Here is a 21,573-nt window from a genome sequence, read left to right on the forward strand (position 1 = left end):
CCGGCGTGCCTGCCGCTCCTTACCTGTGGTCTGTGTCCTGTCCTCGGCGACACCCCTCGCCGACGAGCCGCGCCTCGACGCCCACCACGCCCTCCAGAGCACGGACGAGGCGCTCGGCGACCCAGATGAGCGAGGTGTCGGGAACACGCCCGCGGAGCGTGACGACCCCGTCCCGCACGGACACGTGGATCGCGTGACCCACTGCGGGGAACAGGTACGACACCACGGTGCGGCGGACTTCCTCCTCGATGTCCTCGTCCGGCCGCAGGAAGACCCTCAACAGGTCGCCTCGGCTGACAATGCCCGAAAGCCGATCCTCGTCATCGACCACGGGAAGCCGCTTGACGTGCTCCTTCGCCATGATCCGGGCCGCCTGGGCCAATGTGAAGTCGGGGCGGACCGTGACAGCGGGCGTACTCATGAGCCGCTCAGCCGTCAGCGCCTCGGCCTTGGCCAGGGCTGACCGGCGGCGGATCCGATCACTCCGGGTGAGTCCGTCATCCCGGAACTCCTCCTTGGGTAGCAGGTCGGCTTCCGAGACGACACCGACCACACGCCCCTGACCTGCGACGACCGGCACGGCACTGACCTGCCGCTGCTCCATGACCCGCACGATCTCCTTGAACCGCACATCGCGCCCGACGGCCACCACGGGACGGGTCATCACATCGCTCACGATGTGCGGAGGGTCAGGCATGGCATGGTCCTTCAGGGGGCGTACCGGAGGAAGTGGTTCAGCCGCATGCCTCCAGCATCACCGCGCCCCAGCATCGCGCAATACGCCCCGCTGCACCACTCGCAGTGCCTGGTCGCCGTCGCATCCCCACCGGTCTGGGGCGCGGCCGACGGGCCCGGTCCCGCTGCAGGCTCCGGACGAGAGGTGAGAACGGCGGACGTCGGAGTGGACGGGCCACCGCCCCGCTGCCGATTCGTTGCGTGAAACGCGCTGCACGCTCGTCACGTGTCTCGTACGACCACTTGAAACATCCCACGCCCACTGATGGGATGCGCGGCACCTCGAACCCGACGGCCCGGAGGTCTCCCGTGGTGCTGCGAACGACCCTGACGGCGGGCGCGGTTGTCGCCACGCTGCTCGCCCCCACAAACACCCACCCCCGGCAGGCCGCGGACGGCATACCCGCACTCACGGACCGGCACGGACGTGTCCTCAGCCTGCGCGGCTGGAACGTCGAGGACAAGACGAACCGGGGCGAAAGAGCCCTGTCCGCCATCACCGAGAACCACTTCCGCGACATGCGGGCCAAGGGCTTCGACTTCGCCCGGCTGCTGGTCTTCTGGGACGACCTGGAACCACGGCGCGGCCACTACAGCGAGACGTACCTGCGGAAGATCGAGCGCATCCTGGACTGGGCCGCCCGGCATGACATGAAGGTCTTGATCGATGCCCACCAGGACGTCTTCGGACCCGCATTCGGCCACCGCGGCATCCCCGAGTGGGCCACCAGGACCGATGGACTTCCCTTCACCGCCCACCCGGACGACTGGTTCGCCGAGTACTTCGAGCCCGCCGTCCAGCGCGCGTTCACCCACCTCTACCAGGACCAGGACCTCCAACGCGCCCAGGCCCGGGCGTGGCGGGTCCTCGCAGAACGCTTCGCCCACCACCCGGCGCTCCTCGGCTACGACCTCATCAACGAACCCATGGGAGAGCTGCGCCAGGGGGAAGACCTGCCGACGGCAGCCCGCCGGATCGAGCACGATCAGCTCACCCCCATGTACAACCGCCTGGCCGACTCGGTGCGTTCGGCCGACAAGGATTCCTGGGTCTTCGTCGAACCCACCCCGATCGTGGGCGAGGGCGTACCGACCGGCCTCGGACGTATCGACGATCCCAAGGTGGTCTATGCGCCGCACTTCTACAACGCCGCCATGGAGGCGGGCGGCGACTACGATCCCGGCGCAGGCTGGATCGAGTCCTACGAGCAGGCCGTCACCGAGTACCCCAAGCAGTACAAGGTCCCGATCGTCGTCGGGGAATGGGGTCCGCTCAACAGCTCCCTGCCGAACATGAGGCGCTTCTACCAAGACGCGATGGACTCGCTCCGCCGCTACAGTTCCGGCTGGGCGGGCTATGTCTGGTGCTACGGCGGCGGGTACTGCGCCGTCGACGAGTCGGGCGCCTTCCGCGCCAACAAGGAGCTGACCGCCGAACCGTACGCGGAGGCGGTGGCAGGCACGATCCGCTCCGCGTCGTACAACTCTGCCGATGCCGTGTACCGGCTGACCTACACCGCGGCTCGCCACGGCTCCCGGCTGACAGAACTGTCCCTGCCCCCGGGCACCTGGCGCGTCACCACCGACGGCGATGCGGTCACGCTGCGCAGGACCACGGGCAAGGCGTGGATCCTGGCCGCCCCGGGCAGCGAAGTGACGATCACCGTCGAACAGTTGGGCCGCCCGGGACGTTGACAGGACGATCTCCCCTACGCTCGATCGTGTGGATTCCGGGGGGCGTAGGACGCGTGGCCTGAATCGGATCGTGGGCTTGGCAGAGCGCGGACGTGCCGTTCCCTGGCCGTGTTCGCGCCCGTGGGCCGGAGGCGCCAGGAGGGAGGAGGGGGAGCCTCATGTCCCTAGACTCCGCGCACATGTTGCTCTGGCTGCTCAATCATTTCAGCACCTTCACCCTGGCTGTGGTGACCGTCGGCGGGACCGTGGTCCTGGCCGTCGCCGGCAGTGTGCTGCTCCGCCGCAGGTACCCGTCGCTGGCCAAGGGCGAGCACAACGACATGGTCGGAGTGACGCTGGGGATGTTCGGCGCGATCTACGGGATCATCCTGGCCTTTGTCATCGTCACCCTCTGGACGCAGCTGGAGAGCACGGAGACCATCGTCGCCACCGAGGCCACCGATGTCTCGCTCGTCGCCCGCGATGCCGCTGCTTTCCCGCCCCCGGTCCGCACCCGCCTCGACGCCGCGCTGGGCGGCTACGTCCACGCGGTGGTGGAGCAGCAGTGGCCTCGGATGCGCGCGGGGAAACCGAGCTACGAGGCCACCGCCGGCAAGCTCCAGTCCGTGTACGACGTGCTGCAGACGTACGAACCGAAAGCCACTCGCGAAGAGGTCTTCTACGAGCAGGCCGTGGACCACGTCAACGACGTCGCCTCCCAGCGCCGTGCCCGGCTGACCATGGCCGAACAGCAACTGCCCCCACTGCTGCAGATCCTGGCGTTCGGCGGCGCCGTCGTCCTGCTCCCGCTGACCTTCCTGTACGGCATGCGCAAGCTGCGGATCCAGATCCTCTTCGTCGCCTCCGTCGCCGCTCTCATCGGGTTCAGTCTGCTCCTGGTCTTCGTCCTCGACCGCCCCTTCGCCGGCGACCTCAGCGTGAGTCCGGCGCCGTTCCGGCAGGGAGCGCTCGCGCCGTTCTGGACCCGGTGAGTAGCGCCTCGGACTGATGCGCGGGCGCGGCGGTGGGGTGGCCGGCGGACCTAGAGCCCGTCGGCGGCCCGTACCGCAGACTCGACGAGCCGGTAGTTCTCCGGGCCCGCGCCGAATCCCGACGGCATACCGAAGCGGCGGCGCGTGTACGCGTAGGCCACGCCGCTGTCCGGGTCGGCGAGGGCGAGTGAGCCTGTCGCCCCGCTGTGTCCGAACGCGTCGGGGCCGAGGACGCGATAGCGGCCACTCAGCTCCTCGAAGCCCAGACCGAAGACGTCCTCGTTCCCCGTGACCAGATCGGTTCCGCGATAGCGGACCCGGGCGAACTCGGTGATGGTCTCCGGCTTCAGCAGCGGCACCCGGCCGTCCACCTCGGTGATCGCCGCGGCGTACATCCCCGCCACACCCCGTGCGGTGCCGACCCCGCCGGACGAGGTGGGCCCGAGCGCGCGCACCTCTCGGGAGTTCGCGAAGGCCACCAGGTCGGTCGGCGCGTTCCCGTTCTGGTTGAACGCGATGCCCCTGACGCTGTCCGGGGCCGCGGCGTTGGCCGCGAGTCGCTCTGCCTCTTCCGGCGTCGGCAGCAGCGGCAGCACCTCGGCATAACGTGATTCGAGCGCTTCCGGCAGGCCGAGGTGGAAGTCGAGCCCGTACGGCGCCCGGATCCGCGTCTCGTAGATCTCCTGAATCGAGCGGCCGGTCACCCGCCGCACCACCTCGCCGGTCAGGGCGCCGATCACGAAACCGTGGTAGCCGTACGCCGTTCCGGGCTCCCAGAACGGCCGTTGGCCGGCGAGTCGCGCGGCCATCTGCCGGTCGTCGGCCAACTCACCGACGGTGAAACCGCCGTCGACGCCGACGACGCCGGCACGGTGTGCGAGCAGCTCGCGCAAGGTGAGCCGTTCCTTGCCCTCCGCCCCGAACTCCGGCCAGTACGAGGCCACTTCGCGGTCCAGGTCGAGGACGCCGTCCTGGACCAGGAGCGCGACCACGAGGTGGGCGGCACCCTTGGTGATGGAGTAGAGGCCGGTCAGCGTGTCCGCCGTCGTACCGGGACCGGCCCACAGGTCGGCCACCCGGCGGCCGTCGACGTGCACCACGAGCTGCGCCTCGGGCGCGTCGCGCATCTCGCCGAGCACCGCGGCGAATTCCTCCCGTACGGCTTCGAACCCCGCCGCCACGGTTCCGTGCACCCTGCCATCGTCGTGCGCCATGACTTGCCCCCGTCATTGATCATCTACCGTCGGGAGACCACAACAGCCTTACGTGAGCGCTCATTCCCGCGGTGACACACGTCTGACTACAGGATCCGCGGTGGCGCTCCCGATCTCCCGCTCGGCGTCGACGTGAACGCCGACGCGGGGGCGTACGGCTCCTCCCACCCCCGGCCCTGAACCTCAGGCGCAGAAGTCGGCGATGGTGGCGGCGAGGATGTCGGTGAGACGGTCCAGCGAGGCGAGGTCGACGTATTCGGTGGCCGCGTGGGCGCCCGCGCCGTCAACACCGAAGAGCAGGCAGGGGATGCCCGCCCGGTCCAGTAGAGCGCAGTCTGTCCAGTAGGGTTCGGCGCGCACCGCGAGCCGGTGGCCGAGTACGTGCTCGGCGTGGTGGGTGAGGGTGCGCACGATCGGGGCGCCGGGGTCGGCCTCGAAGGGTTCGCGGTGCAGGCCGCGGGTCAGCCGGTAGCGGAAGTCGGGGACCGTGGCGGCCAGACGGTCGAGCACGGCGGTCAGCTCCGCCTGGACGGTGTCGGCGCTCTCGCCCGGAACCGTGCGGCGCTCCAGGGTGATACGGCAGTGCGCCGGGTAGGTGGAGGGCTCCGCGCCGCCGTGGATGACGGAGGCGTGCACGGTGCCGGTACCCAGGAGGGGGTGGCCCGGACCCTCGGCGAGGCGCCTGCCCAGTTCCTCCAGGGCCACGAGGAAGTGCCCGGCCTTGGCGATGGCGTCGATGCCGAGCTCGGGCCGCGAGCCGTGGGCCGCGCGGCCTTCGATCTCCGCCTCGAACCAGGCGAAGCCCTTGTGGGCGAGGGTGACTTCGAGATGGCTCGGTTCGGTGACGATCGCCGCGTCGGCCGAGAAGGCCTCCAGCACCTCCTCGGTGCCCGAGCTGCCGTGTTCCTCGTCGGCGACACAGGCGAGGACGACATCGCCGCGCAGGGGGCCGTGGGCGGTGGCGCGGGCGGCGGCGACCATCATGGCCGCGATGCCGCCCTTCATGTCGAAGGTGCCGCGACCGTACATCCTGCCGTCGCGGACCTGCGGGTCGAGCGGGTCGCCGTCGTGGTCGGCGAGGCCGACCGTGTCGAGGTGGCCGTTGAGCATGAGGGAGCGGCCGCCGCCGGTACCGCGGGCGATCGCGACGAGCGAGGGGCGGCCCGGGCGCTTCTCCAGGCGGTGTACCTCGAATCCTCGGGCGGCCAGCCACTCGCTGCAGAAGCCGGCGATGACGGTCTCACCCGCGCCGCCCGGTACGAGGTCCGGGTTGACGGAGTCGATGGAGACCAGCCGGGCCAGGAGGCGGACCGGGTCCGGGTCGAGGGGTTCGCGAGGTGCTGGGGCCGAGGGTGTCCCGGTGAGCATGGAGGCCTCCCGAAGTTCTGCCGGCGCCCTGGGAGCCAGGGCGGGGTGGTGAGTACCGGACGGGGGTGGCGGTGATCGCCGGGCGATCGCTGTTGTGGGCTGCCGTCGGGGGTCAGTCCTGGCCGGCCAGGCGCAGGAGGGTGGTCGCCAGTACGTCGACGCCGTGGGCGCACGCCTCCGGGGTGGAGTACTCGCGGGGGTTGTGGCTGATGCCGTCGTACTCTCCGCGCACGAAGATCATGGCGGTGGGGCAGAGCGCCGCGATCTCCTGAGCGTCGTGGCCGGCGCCGGAGAGCAGGGAGATGTGCTCCAGGCCGTGGTCGTCGGCGGCCTGTGCAATGACCTTCTGCACACCTTCGTCGAAGGGGACGTGGGCGGTCCTGGCCATCCGCCGGGTGGTCAGCGTGAGGCCCGGCCGGCTGTTCTCGAGTTCGCGCAGGAACGCAGCGAGGGCCTCCTCGGCACGACCCATCCGGGCGTCGTCGGGGTTGCGCAGGTCGACGGTCAGCTCGGCGCGGGCCGGGACGATGTTGGTCAGGTCGGGGTGGACGACCAGGTGGCCCACGGTGGCGCGCAGGTCGCCGTAGGAGCCGGAGTCGACCATGGACCGCAGGTGCACGATGATCTGGGCCGCGGCGAGACCGGCGTCGGCGCGCAGGTGGGTGGGGGTGGTGCCGGCATGGGCGGCGCGGCCGTGGATGGTGATCTCCTGCCAGGAGATGCCCTGTACGCCGGTGACGACGCCGATCTCGACGTCGTTCTCGGCGAGGACGGGGCCCTGTTCGATGTGGCACTCGACATAGGCGTGCGGCGGGGCGAGGCCTACGTCGGTGGGACCGTCGAAGCCGGTGCGGGCGAGTTCTCCACCGAGGGTGCGGCCGTCCCGGTCGGTCAGGGCGTGGGCGTACTCCAGGGTGAGGCGGCCGGCAGCGACCGCGCTGCCGAGCATGTCGGTGCCGAAGCGGACGCCTTCCTCCTCGGTGAAGACGCCGACCTCGATCGAGCGGCGGGTGGTGATGCCGCGTTCGTTCAGGGTGCGGACGACCTCGATACCACCCAGGACGCCGAGGCAGCCGTCGAAGGCGCCGGCGGTGGCGACGCTGTCGATGTGCGAGCCCGTCAGGACCGGGGACGCGGTGGGGTCGGTGCCCTCGCGGCGGCCGTAGATGTTGCCCATCCGGTCGACACGTACGGCCAGTCCGGCCTGTTCCATCCAGGCGATGACCTGGCGGCGGCCGTCCGCGTCCGCGTCGGTGAGGGCAAGGCGGTCGACGCCGCGCAGGCCGGTGCGTTCGTCGTCGTAGGCGCCGATCTCGGCGAGGTCCATCAGGGACTGCCACAGCCGGTCGGCGTCGACGGAGATCGTGTGGGGGGCGGGGTTCGTCATGGCCTGTCTCCCGGAGGGTGTCGCGTTCAGTGAGCTGGGGTGGGGTGGCCGGACGGCGGCCTTGGGCAGCAGGAGCACGCAGCTGCCCAGCCGGGAGACGGCGGTGTGGCACCGTTGCCGTCGCGCCTGCGCGCCGCGGAACGTCCTCTTTCGGGCGCTGGGCGTTCAGTGGCCGGCGGTGGAGTGCGGGTTGGCAGCGGCGCCCTCGGTACTCAGCAGCACGACCACCGAGGACGGCCCGAGCCCCAGTGCCGTACGGCGTTCCTCGGCGTCCGCGCCGGTGAGCACCGCACGCAGACCGGCGAGCGACGCGGCCCCGCAAGGCCCCGAGGAGACGCCCAGAGCGGCGAGATCACCGGCCGCGCGGGCGCTGTCGGCATCGGCGACGGCGACGGCCGCGTCCAGCCCGCCGCGCAGGTAGGGCCAGGCGATGCTGGACGGGGTGCCGCAGTTCAGCCCGGCCATGGTGGTGTCCCCCGTCGTCACGCTGACGGGTGCGCCGCGGGTGAGGCTCTCCAGGACGCAGGCCGCTGACTCGGGTTCCACCGACAGCAGCGCCGAGGCGCGCTCGGACGGGCGGCTGCGGTAGTGCGCGATCACGGCCTGGGCCAAAGACCCCACGCCCACCGGTACGGAGACGAGGTCGGGCCCCTCGGTGACCCCTTGGGCCGTCAGCTGCTCGTCCGTCTCGGCGCAGAGGGTGGAGTAGCCCTCGACGATCCACCCGGGGATCTGCTCGTAGCCCGGCCAGGCGGTGTCCTGGACCAGGACCGCGTCCGGGGCGGCAGCCTCCTCGGCCGCCAGGCGTACGGCTTCGTCGTACGGCCCCGGGACCTCGGTGACCTTCGCCTGCTCGGCGACGATGGCCGCCACGGCCTGCGGATGCACACCCTGCGGTACGAAGACGTGGGCGTGCTGCCCCAGGCGGCGTGCCATGCGGGCCACGGCCCGGCCGTGATTGCCGTCGGTGGCGGTCACCAGGGTGACCGGGCCCGGCTCCCCGCTCGCGACCCGCTCGGCAAGGGCGCGGTGGATCGCCCAGGACGCGCCCAGCGCCTTGAAGGCGGGCAGCCCCAGTCGGGCCGACTCGTCCTTGACGAAGACCCGGCCGACTTCCAACTCCACCGCCAGCGATGGAATTTCGGTCAACGGGGTGGGCGTGTAGTCGGGCAGCGAGAGGTGGAAGCTCCGGACCTCGGCGGGCGCGGGTGCACACCGCCAGGCTCGGGCACCGGGCCGAACAGACCACGGCAACGTACGGGAGGGGAGATCGTTCTCAAACACACGACCAGGGTCCACTGCCCTCCTACGATCGGTCCAGCGAATGTTTTCGACCTATACTCGTCGGAGAAACCGACCATTCAGCCGTCGGGCCCGCGTCGGCGAGGAGAGCGGCTGCTCATGTTCGATCTGCACCGGCTGCGCCTGCTGCGCGAACTCAAGCACCGCGGCACCCTCGCAGCCGTCGCGCAGGCCCTCTCGTACGCCCCCTCCTCCGTCTCCCAGCAGCTCTCGCAGCTGGAAGCCGAAGTCGGCGTACCGCTGCTGGAACCGGTCGGGCGGCGCGTACGGCTGACCGAGCAGGCCGAGATCCTCGTCGCCCACACCGAAGCGCTCCTCCAGCGCCTCGAGCGGGCGGAGGCGGACATCGCCGCCTCCCTGACCGATCTGAACGGCACCCTGCGCATCGCCTCGTTCCAGACCGCGGCACTCACCCTGGTCCCGACCGCACTCGGCCTGCTGCGCGAACGCCACCCCCGCCTGCGCGTCCACGTCACCCACATGGAGCCGGAGAAGGCCCTGCCCGCCCTGCGGGCCCGCGACTTCGACCTGATCATCGCCGAGGAGTACCCCGGCAACCCCAGCCCGCGGCCTGCCGAACTCCAGCAGGAAGACCTGCTCGACGACAGCCTGCACCTCGCGCTGCCGAGCCCGGCCGACGGCACGGAGACCGACGGCCCGATGGCGGCGCTGCGCTCCCTGGCGGACCACCCGTGGGTGATGGAACCCGAAGGCACGGCCGCGCGGCACTGGGCCATGTCCCTGTGCCGCGATGCCGGCTTCGAACCCGACGTGCGGTTCGAGACCACCGACCTTCTCCTGCACGTCCGCCTCGTCGAGCAGCACCACGCCGCCGCCTTCCTCCCCGACCTGGTCTGGAGCGGCAAAGCCCCGACCGTCCCGCTCCGGCACCTGCCCCGCGGCCAGCGCACACGCCGCGTCTTCACCGTCGTACGCCGGGGCCGGACCCAGCACCCCGCCATCCGGGCATGCCGGGACGCCCTGCGCCGAGCCGCCGCTCTCCGCTCCCAGCAGCCATGAAGCACCACAGTCCCGCTCTCGCGACCGGCTCTATCTGACGGCTTGTGCCGCCCGAGTGGCGACATGGAGGAGCTGTTCCAGGGGGCCGCGCCGCAACAGTCGGGTCCATACGGTCGCCAGGAGCATGGCGGTTGCGATGAAGCCGAGCAGCACGGGCAGGGCGGACAGGGTGTCGCCGGCGACCGCCGGCACGTACCAGATGTCGTCGAAGAACCACAGCGCGACGATGTGCAGGACGTACAGGGTCAGCGCTGTCATGCCGACCGCGGCAACGGGTGCGGCCAGGCGTGTGAGGCGCGGCATCCGGTCGGCGACGGTCAGGCACACGGCGACCACGGCGAGGGCGACTCCGGTGTTGCCGACGACGGAGAAGGTCGTCTGGCTGTGCGGTGCGGCCACCAGCAGCCAGGCGAGCGGGGTGTGCCCCTCGGGCTCGCCGACGGTGTCGGACCACCAGGCGGACGAAGCCGAGCCGCCGCCCGTGGCGGAGGCGATGGCGGCCCGGGCGCCGGGGACCAGGCGCAGGGCGAGCCAGGATCCGCCGTAACCCAGCACGGCCAGTACCCCGCCGACGACTGCGAGCCGGGCCTTGATACCGGGGCGACCGAGGTCCAGCCGGGCTGCTGCCATGCCCGCCACCAGGAAAGGGATCCAGGTGAGCACCGGATACGCACCGGTGAACAGAAGTTCGACGATGCCGTCCGTGCCGGTGATCCGGGCGAGGGGGTCGTGGGCCGTGACGGTGTCCGCCCAGTTCCCGTCCTCGATGGATGTTCTGATCACGTACAGGACCTGGGGCATGATCAGCGCACTCGCGGCAGCGACGAGAGCGAGCGCTCCTGCCCGCAACCGGTGCAGCGGGAGGACGGCCAGGAAGAGCAGCCCGTAGAGGCTGAGGATCACGTCGACGTCGGTGTCCAGGGCGGTCAGCGCGTAGCCGAGCGCCAGCAGGACCACGGCACGGATCACGACCCTGGCCACTGCCTGACGGCCCGCACGCCCGGTCCGGGGGTCCGGGCGGCCGGTGATGATGACGAGCGAGAAGCCGGCGAGCAGCGCGAAGAGGGCCGAGGAGCGGCCACGCGCTGTCTCCAGCAGGAATCCCACCGGGCCGCCGACCGTCACATCGGGTCCGACGTGGACGGAGTACATGCCGAAGACCGCGAGTCCGCGAGCCAGGTCGATACCGATCAGCCGCCCCGTCGAGGGCCTGTCGGCGAGGACGCGGAACCGGTCGAGCCCCAGCGGCGGTGACACGTCGGCGGGCTCGGCCGAGAGTGCTTTCGGCGCCATGCCTGATGGGTTCCCGGAGAGCCGCCCGAACCACCCCGGCAGCCTTCCGAAGGCACCCTGTTGCCCGGCCGGAACCACCCCTGCCGACCGGCCCGGGCGCCACCTGCCGACCGGCTGGGGCCATGCCGCCAACCGGCGGGTATTCAGTGTCCGTCGCTGGACCGGGCTCCCGCGGGGGTACGTATCGAACGGTGGCATGCGACGAGCGGAGCGCACGTGATCCGGGTACTGGTGGTCGATGACGAAGCCTTGATCCGTACGGGTTTCACGCACATTCTCAACACCACGAACGACATCGAGGTCGTCGCGGCGGTACCCGGCGGCGAGGCTGTGCGCACGGTGCGGGAGCTGCAGCCCGACGTCGTCCTGCTCGACATCCGGATGCCGGACGTGGACGGGCTCACCATCCTGGCCGAGGTCAGCCGCATGCCGCACGCCCCGGTGGTCGCCATGCTCACCACCTTCGACGCCGACGAGTACGTGGCCACGGCGCTGCGCTCGGGCGCCGCCGGATTCCTGCTCAAGGACACCGACCCGGAGGAGCTTCCGCGCTTTGTGCGCACACTGGCGGGGGGCGGGACCGTTCTGTCGTCCCAGGTCACCCGGAGGGTCGTGGACGGCTACCTCGACCGCGGCATGCGCGAGCCCGCCGCCGTCCGCCTCACCGGCCGGCTGACCGAACGCGAGCGTGCCGTGCTCGTCCTGATGGCCGAAGGACTCGCCAACACGGACATCGGCGAGAGGCTGCACCTGAGCACGGGCACCGTCAAGGGCCATGTCACCAACGTGCTCGGCAAACTGGAGGTCAGCAGCCGCGTCCAGGCGGCCCTGATCGCCGAGCGCGCCGGACTGCTCACCGCAGAGCGGGACGAGGGCGCTCTGTGAGCCCCGTACGGCCGCCGGCTCTGCTGTTCGACATCGCACTCGTCGGGTTCGCGCTGGCGGACGCCTGGGTCAACGTCGGCTTCGGGGATCCACCGGGGACAGCCTGCGCACTGGTCGGCGCTCTCGCCCTCGCCCTGCGTCGCCGTCTGCCCCTGACGACCTTCGTCCTCACACTCCCCTCCGCCCTGGTCACCGACGCGGTGGTCGCCCCCATGGCCGCGCTGTACACGCTGTCATCGCTCAGCCGCCACCGTGTCCTGCTGGCCGGCTGTGCGCTGACGTACGCGTTCATCGACTTCCTGCCCTGGCCGTGGTCGTCCATGGACGCGGCGGAGCTGGGCCAGACGAACAACCTGTTCCACCTCAGCTACACGCTGGCCACAGCTGCGGCTCCCGTCTTCCTGGGCCAGCTCGTCCAGGCCCGACGCGAACTCTCACTGCGGCTCGCCGACATCTCGGAGGCCCGTGAACAGGAACGGCTGCTGACCGCCCAGACGGTTCTGGCGAAGGAGCGGGCCCAGCTCGCCAGGGAGATGCACGACGTGGTCTCCCACCAGGTCAGCCTCATCGCCGTACAGGCCGGAGCGCTCCAGGTGGGCAGCCAGGACGCCGAAACCAGAGAGGCCGCCGCCACGATCCGCCGCCTCAGCGTGCAGACCCTGGACGAGCTGCGCCACATGGTCAGTGTCCTGAGAGCCTCGGGCAGCCGTCCCACGGAGCTCACCCCGCAGCCTTCCCTCGCCGACCTGCAGCGCCTGGTCGACGCCAGTGGCATCGAAGCGAAGCTGGAGACCGACCTGCCCCAGGAGCTTGCGCCCCCGGTGCAGCGCGCCGTCTACCGCACCGTCCAGGAAGCGCTGACCAACGTCCGCAAGCACGCCCCTGGCGCAACGGCAACCGTCCGCATCCGCCACAAGGACGGCACCCTCCACGCCACCGTCTCCAACACCGCCCCCACCCGACGCGCGTTCGCCCTGCCGAGTGCCCACCACGGCCTGGTCGGCCTGGCCCAACGAGCCGAGCTCCTCGGCGGCACCGTGACATCCGGCCCCACGGCCCAAGGGGGCTACGAGCTCTGCCTCGAACTTCCCGTCGAGCCACTTGAGTGAACATTCGTTCGAACGATCTCCGCGTTGAACAACGTGCCACGGGGTGACCGATGCCGGGTCCATGCCGAGTCCGGTCGGGTGGCGGGGCGGCACCGGTCGATCGGCGGGGTGCTTCCGGACACCTGGCGGATGGTGCAGCGGGAGGCGTTCGCCGACTCTGGAGCACATGAGGCACGACGTGGCATCGGCGGTGTCCTCCACTGCCGGGCCGGTCGCTCCGCCTCGTGTTCGCCTTCGGCAGGGCGGCTGGACCGTGTCGATCTGGCACACGGCCCGGCGATCCCGGTCATGTCGGAGGCCCCTGTCGGTCCCGAGTCACCGGTGGGTGCCCCTTGGGGCTGGGTGATGGAGGTGGCTCGGGGCCGCTTCGCCGCCCCGTTGGCTCCGCCGGCCGGGTTGTCGGCCCAACCGTTCAAACAACCGCCGCCTGGTCTCACAGCATCCGGAGTTGCCGGGCCTGAAGGAGGTCGGTCATATGACGATCCGCCTGACGTTTCTGTGCGCGCCCGGCGGCGACGCCACCAGGGATCCGCTCCTCGGCGACGGTCCCCTGAGTGAGCGCAGCCTGCGTATGGCAGCCGCAGCGGAACCAGCTCTCCCTCCCCACGGGCCGGCCGTCCGGGCGCCCTCGATCCGTTGCTCGCAGATCGCCGACACCCTCGGCGTGGTGGCGGTGTCCGAACCTGCGCTGCGCGACCTCGACGTCGGCAGGTGGTGCGGTCGCACCGTCGACGACATCGCCGCGACCGAGCCCGACGGATTCACCTCCTGGCTCACCGACCCGGATGCCGTGCCGCACGAGGGCGAGTCCGTACGCCAGCTCTGCCGCCGGACCGCGCACTGGCTGAGCACCATGGCCCCCGACACCGGTCACACAGTGGCCATCACCGAAGCAGCCGTGATCAGGGCCGCGCTCGTTCACGCTCTCGCCGCACCGGCGAGGTCCTTCTGGCATCTCGCTGTGCCGCCCCTGTCCGCGGTCTCACTCACCCGGCAAGGTGGCTGCTGGGACATCCGGATCGTCTCCGTGACCCCGTTGGAGGGCCAGCGACGGCTCCTCTCGCGATCGAGCCTGGTCAAGAGCCGGCCGACCGCATCGAGCGCCGCCGCGTGAGAGGCCTGCGGCCGGCGGGTCGGCGCTCACGCCTAAGGTGCGGTCGTCCACGGCACCGTGTCGCCGAGTGCCCGACGCAGGTCAGCGAGGCTCGGAGCCCCATCGATGCGGCCGTTGGGCCCACGGTAGAGGCGGCAGGACAGCGACGCGGGAGCACCCGGCACGGCGAAGGGGTCCACGCCGTCGATCAGCACGGTCGGTGATCCGGTCATCCCCACAAGCGTGGCCTGCTCCAGGTCCTCGACCTCGATCCGTTCCACCTCCGCGTCGCGGCCGCCGAGTGCCTGGCTGAGGCGTTCGGCGGCCACCGGCGCGTGGGGGCAGTCCGGCACGGTCAGCACGGTGATCCGCATGGCATGTCCTCCCGGCTCACGACCTCTGCACCGACTGTGGACATTCCAGCACGTTGGAGTGTCCGGGCGTGGCCCTGGAGGTCGGTTCGAAACCTCCGCGGCGGCCGCCGCGCTCACCGTCAACGCGCAACACTGCGAGCGGGAACGTCGCGCATGTGGCGGAGCGGGGAGAAGAAGACGAACCAGCCGGCCGCCCACGTACCGACGAGGGCCAGCCAGAGTGCGGGCCGCACGCCGATCAGCGTGCCGAGCACCCCGCCGAGAATGCTGCCGAACGGCAGCGTGCCCCACACGACCCAGCGCACGGCCGCGTTCATCCGGCCCATCAGCTCCGGCGGTGTCACCGATTGCCGGTAGCTGAGCTGCGCGACGTTGTACACCATCGCGGCGAAACCCGAAATGCCCCAGCCCAGCGGGAACAGCAGCACCCCCAAGCCTCGCGAGGCAGCCGCCGCGACGACCTGCGGCGCGCTGAACACCACCATCGACACCCAGATGATCCGCGCCGAGCCGATCTTCTTGGCGAGCCGGCCGGCGAACACTCCCCCGGCGATCCCGCCGATGGCCGAGCCCGCCATGATCAGCCCGGTCAGTGCGGGACGCATGTGCAGCACCCGGATGAGGAAGACCATCGCCAGCGCCGACGTCATGCCGGAGAACAGGTTCGCGGTGCCCGTGCAGGCCACTACCCTCCGCAATATCTTGTGCCCGACGACGAAACCGAGTCCCTCGGCGATCTGGCTCCGCAGCGTCTGGCCCTCGCGGCGTGCGGGCGGCGGCTCCTCGCGCGTCCTGATCGCGGATATCGAGAGGACCGAGACCGTGTAGGAGATCGCGTCGGCCGTCATCGCCCCCGCGGCGCCGAAGGCGGCGACCAGCCCCCCGCCGAGGCTGGGTCCCCCGAGCTCGGCGAACGCCTGGGTGGTCCCCAGCTTGCCGTTGGCGTCCATCTGGAGATCTGCGCGGATCAGCGACGGCACATAACTCTGGTACGAGACGTCGAAGAACACCGTGCACACGCCGGCTGCCACGGCGACGACGTAGAGCTGCGCCATCGTCACGGTGCCGAGGGCGGCCGCCAGCGGTACCGAGCCGATGATCAGCAGGCGAAGGACATTGCAGACGATCATGATGGATCGTTTGGAGCGCCGGTCCACGAGCGCCCCCGCGGGCAGCGCGATCAGCGCGAACGCTGCCGTGGTGGCGGCGGTCAGCAGCCCGACCTGGAAGGTGCTCGCTCTGAGCGCGACGACCGCGAGCAGCGGCAACGCGACCTGGGTGACCGCCGATCCCATCTCACTGACCGTCTGGCCACTCCACAGCAGCATGAAATCCCGCTGCCGCCACAGCCCCGGACCGTCGAACTCCGCATCGGCATCCTGCAGATCCCCCGTCACTTCTGTCACAACGTCAACTTACTGATCGTTTCGGAATGAGATTCACAGGCGGCGGAGGCGTATGAGGCTGCAGTCAGTTCGAGCAGGCCCTGGTGGAGATCGGCGCATCGTTCGAACAGCACGTACAGGACGCCGGCGAGTGCTGCCCGGTCGGGAACAGGCAGCCGACCGGGGTAGCGGCGGCGCCGTGCGGGAGCGGGCGGCAGCAGCGGGGCCACTCGCTCCCACAGGTCGTCAGGAACAAGATCAGCACGCACTGCGGACACCCTGCCGACCAAGATCGCCGAGCACAAGACCCGCGACTCAACTCACTGAAGCGGTCAGTAAGGAGGCACGGCCCGTGGCGCCCACCGCTGTTCGCGCCGCCGCCACGAATGCTGCGATCGCCGGGTGGGTGCCGCCGCCCGCGCGGAAGGCGACCTTCGAGCGGCGGAAGAGGGGCAGCCGGGTCAGGACCACGTCCTCGGGGGCGTGTGCGGTGGCCATCTCCGGTACGAATCCGGCGCCTTGCCCGATGGCGGCCAGTGCCAGGACCGTACGGAAATCGTTGACCTGATGCCGGATGCGCGGCTGGAAACCGGCCGCCTGACAGGCGCGTACAGCCATCGCGTGGCCGGTCGTGCCGTCCCGGGCCGTGATCCATGGGGTCATGGCCCACGGTCCGAGCAGCTCCGCCAGCGTGTCACCGCGGGCGGCGGGACCTCTTGCGGGATCCGTGTCGGTGGCGGCGCCCGTGGCCAGGTACATCGGCTCCTCCAACAGGGGCACCTGGTCGACCGTGGTGTCCGGGGACGCGGGCACGAAGTCGTAGTCGTGGACGAGGGCCACGTCGAGTTCGCCGGCGCGTAAGCCGTCGGAGACCCGCGCCGAGTCGATCTCCTGCACCATCGGTTCCAGCGCGGGATGCCGCTGGGCCAGTTCGGCCAGCGTGGCGGGCACGATCGCGGGGCCGCCAGAGGGAAACGTCCCGATCCGCAGCGGCCCGCCGACGCCCTCGCGTGCCCCGGCCAGCTCGGAGACCGCCAGTTCGAGGCGTTCGAGGACGGCGTCGGCGTGGGTGACGAGGGTGCGGCCCGCAGGGGTGAGCACCACCCGTCTGCCACTTCGTTCCAGCAGGGGTACGCCCGCCTCGCGCTCAAGCACGCTCAGCTGCTGGGAGACGGCCGAGGCGGTGAAGGTCAGCGCCTCGGCGACGGCCGCGATGGTGCCGCGTCGGTCCAGTTCGCGCAGCAGGTGGAGACGTCGGACGTCGAGCATAAGGTGAGCTTACGTATAAGCGAAGAAACATGAACTGGATCTATTGGGTTTGTGTCGGTCAGGCTGGGCGTATGAAGCCCGAAGCGAACCTCACCGGCCTGTTTGTCCCCTTGGTGACCCCGTTCACCGACGACCTGCGCCTCGCCCCGGACGCGCTCGCCCGCCTCGCCGACGAGGCGCTGTCGGCCGGCGGCGCTCACGGACTCGTTGCCCTGGGCACCACTGCGGAGGCGGCCACGCTGACCACCGAGGAGAAGCAGGCCGTGGTCCGTATCTGCTCGGCCGCCTGCCGGGCACACGGAGCTCCGCTGATCGTCGGCGTCGGCACGAACGACACCGCCGCCGCCATTACGACACTGCGGGAGCTCGTTCAGAGCGGTGACGTCGCCGCGGCGCTGGTTCCCACGCCGCCCTACACCCGGCCCGGCGAGGCGGGAACGCTAGCGCACTTCACGGCACTCGCCGAATACGGGGGTCTGCCGCTGGTCGTCTACGACATTCCGTACCGCACCGGTCAGCCCCTCAGCACCAGCACGCTGAACGCGGTCAGGCACCTACCGCAGGTCGTCGGGGTCAAGTACGCAACCGGTGTGATCGACGCAGCCGCGATGGAACTGCTCGGTTCGTCGACCCCGGGCTTCGCGGTGCTCGGCGGCGATGACGCCGTCATCTCGCCGCTGCTCGCGGCGGGCGCCCGCGGCGGCATCCTGGCGTCGGCCAATGTCCGCACCGCTGACTACGCCGAGCTCATCTCGCTGTGGCAACGCGATGCCACCGGACCGGCCCGCAGGCTGGGAGCCGAGCTGGCCCGGCTGTCCGTCGCGCTCTTCGCCGAGCCGAACCCGACTGTGATCAAGGGGGTGTTGCACGCCCAGGGCCGTATCCCCAGCCCGGCCGTCCGGCTGCCGCTGCTGGCCGCCTCCGCCGAATCGGTCGAGCGAGCGGCGGTCCTGGCGGCCGCCAGGACCCACCAAGAGACCGCGGCCTGACACGGGCCCGTGGCCCCCGGGGGAACCCGGTGGACTTCGATGCAAGCCGATGGGGCCCGCCCGCTCCCGCGCCACCACACCCCACACGTGGGCGAGCTCCCCAGGCGGCCGAGGCGGCGGGTCGATCCACAACGTGGACCTGTCAGCGGCTGTGATGAGGATGTTGCGACGATGACCGAATGACTGATGAAATCCGGAAGACATACCTGCAGGCGGCCGAGAAGGCGGTGCACCTGCTGGCCACAGAGCAGGTAGCCCGATGCTGGGAAACCGAGTCCGTGCTCCCCGGGATGTCAGTGGGTGGGTTGGCCGGCCACCTTGCGCGGAGCGTCCTCCAGGTCGAGTGGTTCCTCGACGGTCAGGTAGTCGGCGCGGAGCCGGTGTCACCGGTTCGGTACTACGCGCGGCTCGCAGATACGTCGTTGCCGGACTCTGCGCTGAACGTCGGGGTCCGTGCCCGCAGCGAAGAAACTGCCGCAGCCGGCCCCGCTGTTGTGGCTGAGCAGGCCCGGGCAGCGTGGGTGCGGCTGTCGCAGCGGCTGGGCATGGAGTCGGCCGATCGGCGGGTGGCTGTCCTTCACCGGCCGGGAGAGGAGATGTTGCTCGACGGATACCTGCAGACCCGCTGTGTCGAGCTGGCGGTTCACCTCGATGACCTCGCGCTCAGCGTCGATGCGCCATGCCGAGTGCCCGATGCTGCGCTCGCCATCGCGGTGGATGTACTCGTTGCCGCCGCCCGGGACCGGCACGGCGACCAAACCGTGTTGCATGCGCTCGCCAGGCGTGAGCGTGACGTTGACCAGGCCCTGCGTGTGTTGTAGGTCTACCGCACTACAGACGGGCCATCCCCCAAGGCCAGGAAATCGGCGTTCTGCCGCCGGTGCCAAGGGGGTTGGTGCGAGCCTGATGCGCTCTCGGGTTGCGAGATGGGCACATCGTCCGAGAGTGATCCAAAGCGGGCGGCAGGAAGCAGCCGGGTGCGAGGCCCTGGGCCCCTTACTGATCGCTTCAGTGAGTTGAGTCGCGGGTATTGTGCTCGGCGATCTTGGTCGGCAGGGTGTCCGCAGTGCGTGCTGATCTTGTTCCTGACGACCTGTGGGAGCGAGTGGCCCCGCTGCTGCCGCCCGCTCCCGCACGGCGCCGCCGCTACCCCGGTCGGCTGCCTGTTCCCGACCGGGCAGCACTCGCCGGCGTCATGTACGTGCTGCGGACCGGTGTCGCGTGGCGCGATGTCCCCGCAGAGACCGTGGGCTGCTCCGGAGTGACGGCCTGGCGTCGGCTGCGGGACTGGACCGAGGCCGGCGTCTGGCCACGCCTGCACGCCGCCCTGCTGGCCGAGCTTCGGCGCGCCGACCTGCTGGACTTGGACGACTGCTCCGTGGACGGGTCGCACGTCCGGGCCCTCAAAGGGGGGATCACGTCGGTCCCTCGCCCGTCGACCGCGCCCGTTCCGGCTCCAGGCACCAACCGATCGTGGACCGCCACGGAACCCCGCTCGCCGTCACGCTGACCGGTGGGAACCGGCATGACGTCACCCAGCTCCTGCCGCTGCTGGACGCCGTTCCGCCGATTCGGGATCGGCGGGGACGTCCCCGCCGCAAGCCCCGGCGTCTGTACGCGGACCGGGGCTACGACTTCGACAAGTACCGCCGCCTACTACGGAAACGCGGCATCAAGCCGCTGATCGCACGACGCGGCGTCGCCCACGGGTCCGGACTGGGCAAGGTGCGCTGGGTGGTCGAGCGTGCCTTCGCCTGGCTGCACCAGTTCAAACGGCTCCGTACCCGATACGAACGACGCGCCGATCTCCACCAGGGCCTGCTCGAACTGGCCTGCAGCTTCATATGCCTCCGCCGCCTGCGAACCTCATTCTGAAACGATCAGTTAGTGGTGGTCCCGTGCCTGCGGCCAGGATTCGAGACCGGCGACGGTGTGGTCCGCGGCCATCATCCCCGCGAGTCGTTGCCTCTGGGAGCATGTCTCCGCGCCGCCACGAACGTGGCCATCTCCTCCACGAGCGGAAACGGGGCCTCCCTCGGCCTGCCCGGCCTGCGCGGCACGCCCTTCGTACTCGTCGACCGCCGCACCAACGCCGGGCACACCTCCGCGACTTGTGACGACCGACTGGGCGGCAGGCTGGTCGCCGAGCATCTGCCGGCCTCCCTCGGCCTGCCCGTGCTGCCCGGTCGGGAACAGGCAGCCGTCCCATCGGTCCGTCGGGGTCATCGCCGGACAGCCCTTCGCGAGCACGGGAGCGGACCGGACCGAGGGATTCGTCGAGCGCTACCGTGAAGCGGGGCTGCCGTTGCCCGCCCGGCGCATCGTGCACTCGGCCTTCGACACGGCCGGCGGCCGTCAGGCAGCACTCGCTCTGCTCGCCACGCCGGAGGACCGGCCCACCGCCCTCTTCGCCGTGAACGACTTCGCCGACATCGGAGCGGCAGGCGCAGCCCGTGATCCGGGCCTGCAGCTCGGCCGGGACCTTGCACTGGCCGGTTTCAACGACACGCCTCTGGCCGGGGAACTCCCCGTACCGCTGACCAGCGTGCACTCCCCCATGGCCGAACAGGGACGCCGGGCGGTGAACCTGCTGGTGCGCCGCCTCGCCGGTGAGGACACCGAGTCCGAGGTGCTGCTGCCACGTCTTGTGGTGCGGGAGTCCACGGGCGGCCCCGTGGGCGCACCCGTGAAGTGACCTGCTCGGTATCGAGGGACTGACTCAGGCCGCGACGTTCCCGTGCGCGCCGGACACGAAGGCCAGGATGTGCGGGACTGCCTCGCTCAGAACGGCGAAGTGGCGGTGCACGCCTTCCACCGCGGCAGCGGCGTTCACGCCCCACACCGTCATCCCTGCGCCCAGCCCGGACCGCACGCCGGACGGGGCGTCCTCGATGACCAGGCAGTCTCCCGGCTCGGCGCCGAGCTGCTCTGCGGCACGCAGGTACGGCACCGGAGAGGGCTTGCCCTCCTCGACAGCGGCCGCGTCCACGATCAGGCCCGGCAGCGGCAGGCCCGTCCGCAGGAAACGGCCGCGCACGCGGTGCTCGTAGTTCGAGGTCACCAGCGCCCAGGACCCCGCTGGCAGGCCGTGCAGCAGCTCCGACGCACCGTCGAACGCCGTATAGACGCCGGAGCGGACGTCCTCGTCCTCCAGCTCGTGGAGTGCGGCCAGGCACTCGTACGGATCCCGGTCCGCAGCGACCTGGGCGAACGTCTCCAACGGCCGTGTACGCAGGGCCACCTGGTACACCTCGTCCGCATCCAGCCCGTACCGTTCCGCCCAAGTTCCCCACACCCGGCGCTGGTTGCTCACCGCGTCGATCAACGTGCCGTCGACATCGAACAGGACGTACTTCGTGGGGCTGGACTGCGCAGGTTCACTGATCACCCGTTGATCATGCCAGGTGCGGTACAGGCGCAACGCACCCGTACGCTGCCGACGCCGGCGAACGGAGCAGGCCGCCGACCCGGATTGTCACCGGCT

20 protein-coding genes and 1 pseudogene are annotated in these 21,573 nt (G+C 70.6%); 10 read left to right on the forward strand and 11 right to left on the reverse strand.

Going from position 1 to position 21,573, the window contains the following annotated elements:
• Positions 1 to 19: 19 nt before the first annotated feature.
• The gene (locus AC07DS_RS15280; protein ID WP_479145502.1) at positions 20 to 697 is read right to left on the reverse strand and encodes a CBS domain-containing protein; all 678 of its coding nucleotides are present in this window, start codon (positions 695 to 697) and stop codon (positions 20 to 22) included.
• A gap of 308 nt (positions 698 to 1,005) precedes the next feature.
• Here AC07DS_RS15280 and AC07DS_RS15285 point away from each other — a divergent pair, with 308 nt between their 5' ends.
• Together AC07DS_RS15285 and AC07DS_RS15290 are read left to right on the forward strand one after the other, a co-directional pair.
• Entirely contained in the window at positions 1,006 to 2,430 is a 1,425-nt protein-coding gene (locus tag AC07DS_RS15285) for a cellulase family glycosylhydrolase (protein WP_479145504.1), read from the forward strand.
• Between the two features lie 179 nt (positions 2,431 to 2,609).
• Positions 2,610 to 3,401, forward strand: a complete 792-nt coding sequence (locus AC07DS_RS15290) for a bestrophin-like domain (protein WP_479145807.1) — start codon at positions 2,610 to 2,612, stop codon at positions 3,399 to 3,401.
• A 50-nt stretch (positions 3,402 to 3,451) separates the two neighbouring features.
• Here AC07DS_RS15290 and AC07DS_RS15295 read toward each other — a convergent pair whose 3' ends face one another.
• The 4 genes from AC07DS_RS15295 to AC07DS_RS15310 form a co-directional block, all read right to left on the reverse strand.
• Positions 3,452 to 4,615, reverse strand: a complete 1,164-nt coding sequence (locus AC07DS_RS15295) for a serine hydrolase domain-containing protein (protein ID WP_479145506.1) — start codon at positions 4,613 to 4,615, stop codon at positions 3,452 to 3,454.
• 183 nt (positions 4,616 to 4,798) lie between these two features.
• Positions 4,799 to 5,983 carry an ArgE/DapE family deacylase gene (locus tag AC07DS_RS15300; RefSeq protein ID WP_479145508.1) on the reverse strand — a complete coding sequence of 395 codons (1,185 nt, stop codon included), beginning with the start codon at positions 5,981 to 5,983 and terminating at the stop codon, positions 4,799 to 4,801.
• Positions 5,984 to 6,095: 112 nt separating this feature from the next.
• Positions 6,096 to 7,370 carry an allantoate amidohydrolase gene (locus AC07DS_RS15305; RefSeq protein WP_479145510.1) on the reverse strand — a complete coding sequence of 425 codons (1,275 nt, stop codon included), beginning with the start codon at positions 7,368 to 7,370 and terminating at the stop codon, positions 6,096 to 6,098.
• Positions 7,371 to 7,535: 165 nt separating this feature from the next.
• The gene (locus tag AC07DS_RS15310; RefSeq protein WP_479145512.1) at positions 7,536 to 8,654 is read right to left on the reverse strand and encodes a diaminopropionate ammonia-lyase; all 1,119 of its coding nucleotides are present in this window, start codon (positions 8,652 to 8,654) and stop codon (positions 7,536 to 7,538) included.
• 117 nt (positions 8,655 to 8,771) lie between these two features.
• Here AC07DS_RS15310 and AC07DS_RS15315 point away from each other — a divergent pair, with 117 nt between their 5' ends.
• Entirely contained in the window at positions 8,772 to 9,692 is a 921-nt protein-coding gene (locus AC07DS_RS15315) for a LysR substrate-binding domain-containing protein (protein WP_479145514.1), read from the forward strand.
• Between the two features lie 30 nt (positions 9,693 to 9,722).
• On the opposite strand, the gene AC07DS_RS15320 is transcribed toward AC07DS_RS15315, so the two are convergent.
• Positions 9,723 to 10,985 carry a DUF418 domain-containing protein gene (locus AC07DS_RS15320; protein ID WP_479145515.1) on the reverse strand — a complete coding sequence of 421 codons (1,263 nt, stop codon included), beginning with the start codon at positions 10,983 to 10,985 and terminating at the stop codon, positions 9,723 to 9,725.
• A 216-nt stretch (positions 10,986 to 11,201) separates the two neighbouring features.
• On the opposite strand from AC07DS_RS15320, the gene AC07DS_RS15325 reads away from it, so the two are divergent.
• From AC07DS_RS15325 to AC07DS_RS15335, 3 genes are all read left to right on the forward strand, one after another.
• The gene (locus AC07DS_RS15325; protein ID WP_479145516.1) at positions 11,202 to 11,870 is read left to right on the forward strand and encodes a response regulator; all 669 of its coding nucleotides are present in this window, start codon (positions 11,202 to 11,204) and stop codon (positions 11,868 to 11,870) included.
• Complete coding sequence (locus AC07DS_RS15330; protein WP_479145517.1) at positions 11,867 to 12,979, forward strand: sensor histidine kinase; 1,113 nt, start codon at positions 11,867 to 11,869, stop codon at positions 12,977 to 12,979. The genes AC07DS_RS15325 and AC07DS_RS15330 overlap by 4 nt, the downstream gene beginning before the upstream one ends.
• A gap of 475 nt (positions 12,980 to 13,454) precedes the next feature.
• Positions 13,455 to 14,093, forward strand: a complete 639-nt coding sequence (locus tag AC07DS_RS15335) for a histidine phosphatase family protein (protein WP_479145518.1) — start codon at positions 13,455 to 13,457, stop codon at positions 14,091 to 14,093.
• Positions 14,094 to 14,125: 32 nt separating this feature from the next.
• On the opposite strand, the gene AC07DS_RS15340 is transcribed toward AC07DS_RS15335, so the two are convergent.
• The 4 genes and pseudogenes from AC07DS_RS15340 to AC07DS_RS15355 all read right to left on the reverse strand — a co-directional run bounded on the left by AC07DS_RS15340 (position 14,126) and on the right by AC07DS_RS15355 (position 17,100).
• Positions 14,126 to 14,446: a hypothetical protein gene (locus tag AC07DS_RS15340; RefSeq protein ID WP_479145519.1), complete on the reverse strand. Its 321-nt coding sequence runs from the start codon at positions 14,444 to 14,446 to the stop codon at positions 14,126 to 14,128.
• 119 nt (positions 14,447 to 14,565) lie between these two features.
• On the reverse strand, positions 14,566 to 15,852 hold the full coding sequence (locus tag AC07DS_RS15345; RefSeq protein WP_479145520.1) for an MFS transporter: 1,287 nt from the start codon (positions 15,850 to 15,852) through the stop codon (positions 14,566 to 14,568).
• Positions 15,853 to 15,959: 107 nt separating this feature from the next.
• Positions 15,960 to 16,100, reverse strand: a pseudogene (locus AC07DS_RS15350) (IS5/IS1182 family transposase); the annotation flags it as partial.
• Positions 16,101 to 16,146: 46 nt separating this feature from the next.
• Complete coding sequence (locus AC07DS_RS15355) at positions 16,147 to 17,100, reverse strand: LysR family transcriptional regulator (protein ID WP_479145521.1); 954 nt, start codon at positions 17,098 to 17,100, stop codon at positions 16,147 to 16,149.
• 71 nt (positions 17,101 to 17,171) lie between these two features.
• On the opposite strand from AC07DS_RS15355, the gene AC07DS_RS15360 reads away from it, so the two are divergent.
• The 4 genes from AC07DS_RS15360 to AC07DS_RS15375 all read left to right on the forward strand — a co-directional run bounded on the left by AC07DS_RS15360 (position 17,172) and on the right by AC07DS_RS15375 (position 20,784).
• On the forward strand, positions 17,172 to 18,089 hold the full coding sequence (locus AC07DS_RS15360; RefSeq protein ID WP_479145522.1) for a dihydrodipicolinate synthase family protein: 918 nt from the start codon (positions 17,172 to 17,174) through the stop codon (positions 18,087 to 18,089).
• A gap of 179 nt (positions 18,090 to 18,268) precedes the next feature.
• On the forward strand, positions 18,269 to 18,910 hold the full coding sequence (locus AC07DS_RS15365; protein WP_479145523.1) for a maleylpyruvate isomerase N-terminal domain-containing protein: 642 nt from the start codon (positions 18,269 to 18,271) through the stop codon (positions 18,908 to 18,910).
• 245 nt (positions 18,911 to 19,155) lie between these two features.
• Positions 19,156 to 19,964, forward strand: a protein-coding gene (locus AC07DS_RS15370; protein ID WP_479145524.1) for an IS5 family transposase whose coding sequence is annotated in 2 segments (ribosomal slippage) — positions 19,156 to 19,495 and positions 19,495 to 19,964 — 810 coding nt in all. Because the reading frame shifts where the segments join, the coding sequence is not laid out codon by codon here.
• Between the two features lie 238 nt (positions 19,965 to 20,202).
• Positions 20,203 to 20,784 (forward strand): substrate-binding domain-containing protein, encoded by a 582-nt coding sequence (locus tag AC07DS_RS15375; RefSeq protein WP_479145525.1) that lies wholly within the window; start codon positions 20,203 to 20,205, stop codon positions 20,782 to 20,784.
• A gap of 24 nt (positions 20,785 to 20,808) precedes the next feature.
• On the opposite strand, the gene AC07DS_RS15380 is transcribed toward AC07DS_RS15375, so the two are convergent.
• Positions 20,809 to 21,477, reverse strand: coding sequence for an HAD family hydrolase (locus AC07DS_RS15380; RefSeq protein ID WP_479145526.1), 669 nt, complete (start codon positions 21,475 to 21,477; stop codon positions 20,809 to 20,811).
• Positions 21,478 to 21,573 lie beyond the last annotated feature (96 nt).

This window comes from Streptomyces sp. NPDC044064 (assembly GCF_056434245.1).

Coding starts and splice junctions, on each gene's coding strand:
- AC07DS_RS15280 (WP_479145502.1), bottom strand. CDS start 697: ATGCCTGACCCTCCGCACATCGTGAGCGATGTGATGACCCGTCCCGTG.
- AC07DS_RS15285 (WP_479145504.1), top strand. CDS start 1,006: ATGCGCGGCACCTCGAACCCGACGGCCCGGAGGTCTCCCGTGGTGCTG.
- AC07DS_RS15290 (WP_479145807.1), top strand. CDS start 2,610: ATGTTGCTCTGGCTGCTCAATCATTTCAGCACCTTCACCCTGGCTGTG.
- AC07DS_RS15295 (WP_479145506.1), bottom strand. CDS start 4,615: ATGGCGCACGACGATGGCAGGGTGCACGGAACCGTGGCGGCGGGGTTC.
- AC07DS_RS15300 (WP_479145508.1), bottom strand. CDS start 5,983: ATGCTCACCGGGACACCCTCGGCCCCAGCACCTCGCGAACCCCTCGAC.
- AC07DS_RS15305 (WP_479145510.1), bottom strand. CDS start 7,370: ATGACGAACCCCGCCCCCCACACGATCTCCGTCGACGCCGACCGGCTG.
- AC07DS_RS15315 (WP_479145514.1), top strand. CDS start 8,772: ATGTTCGATCTGCACCGGCTGCGCCTGCTGCGCGAACTCAAGCACCGC.
- AC07DS_RS15320 (WP_479145515.1), bottom strand. CDS start 10,985: ATGGCGCCGAAAGCACTCTCGGCCGAGCCCGCCGACGTGTCACCGCCG.
- AC07DS_RS15335 (WP_479145518.1), top strand. CDS start 13,455: ATGACGATCCGCCTGACGTTTCTGTGCGCGCCCGGCGGCGACGCCACC.
- AC07DS_RS15340 (WP_479145519.1), bottom strand. CDS start 14,446: ATGCGGATCACCGTGCTGACCGTGCCGGACTGCCCCCACGCGCCGGTG.
- AC07DS_RS15355 (WP_479145521.1), bottom strand. CDS start 17,100: ATGCTCGACGTCCGACGTCTCCACCTGCTGCGCGAACTGGACCGACGC.
- AC07DS_RS15360 (WP_479145522.1), top strand. CDS start 17,172: ATGAAGCCCGAAGCGAACCTCACCGGCCTGTTTGTCCCCTTGGTGACC.
- AC07DS_RS15365 (WP_479145523.1), top strand. CDS start 18,269: ATGACTGATGAAATCCGGAAGACATACCTGCAGGCGGCCGAGAAGGCG.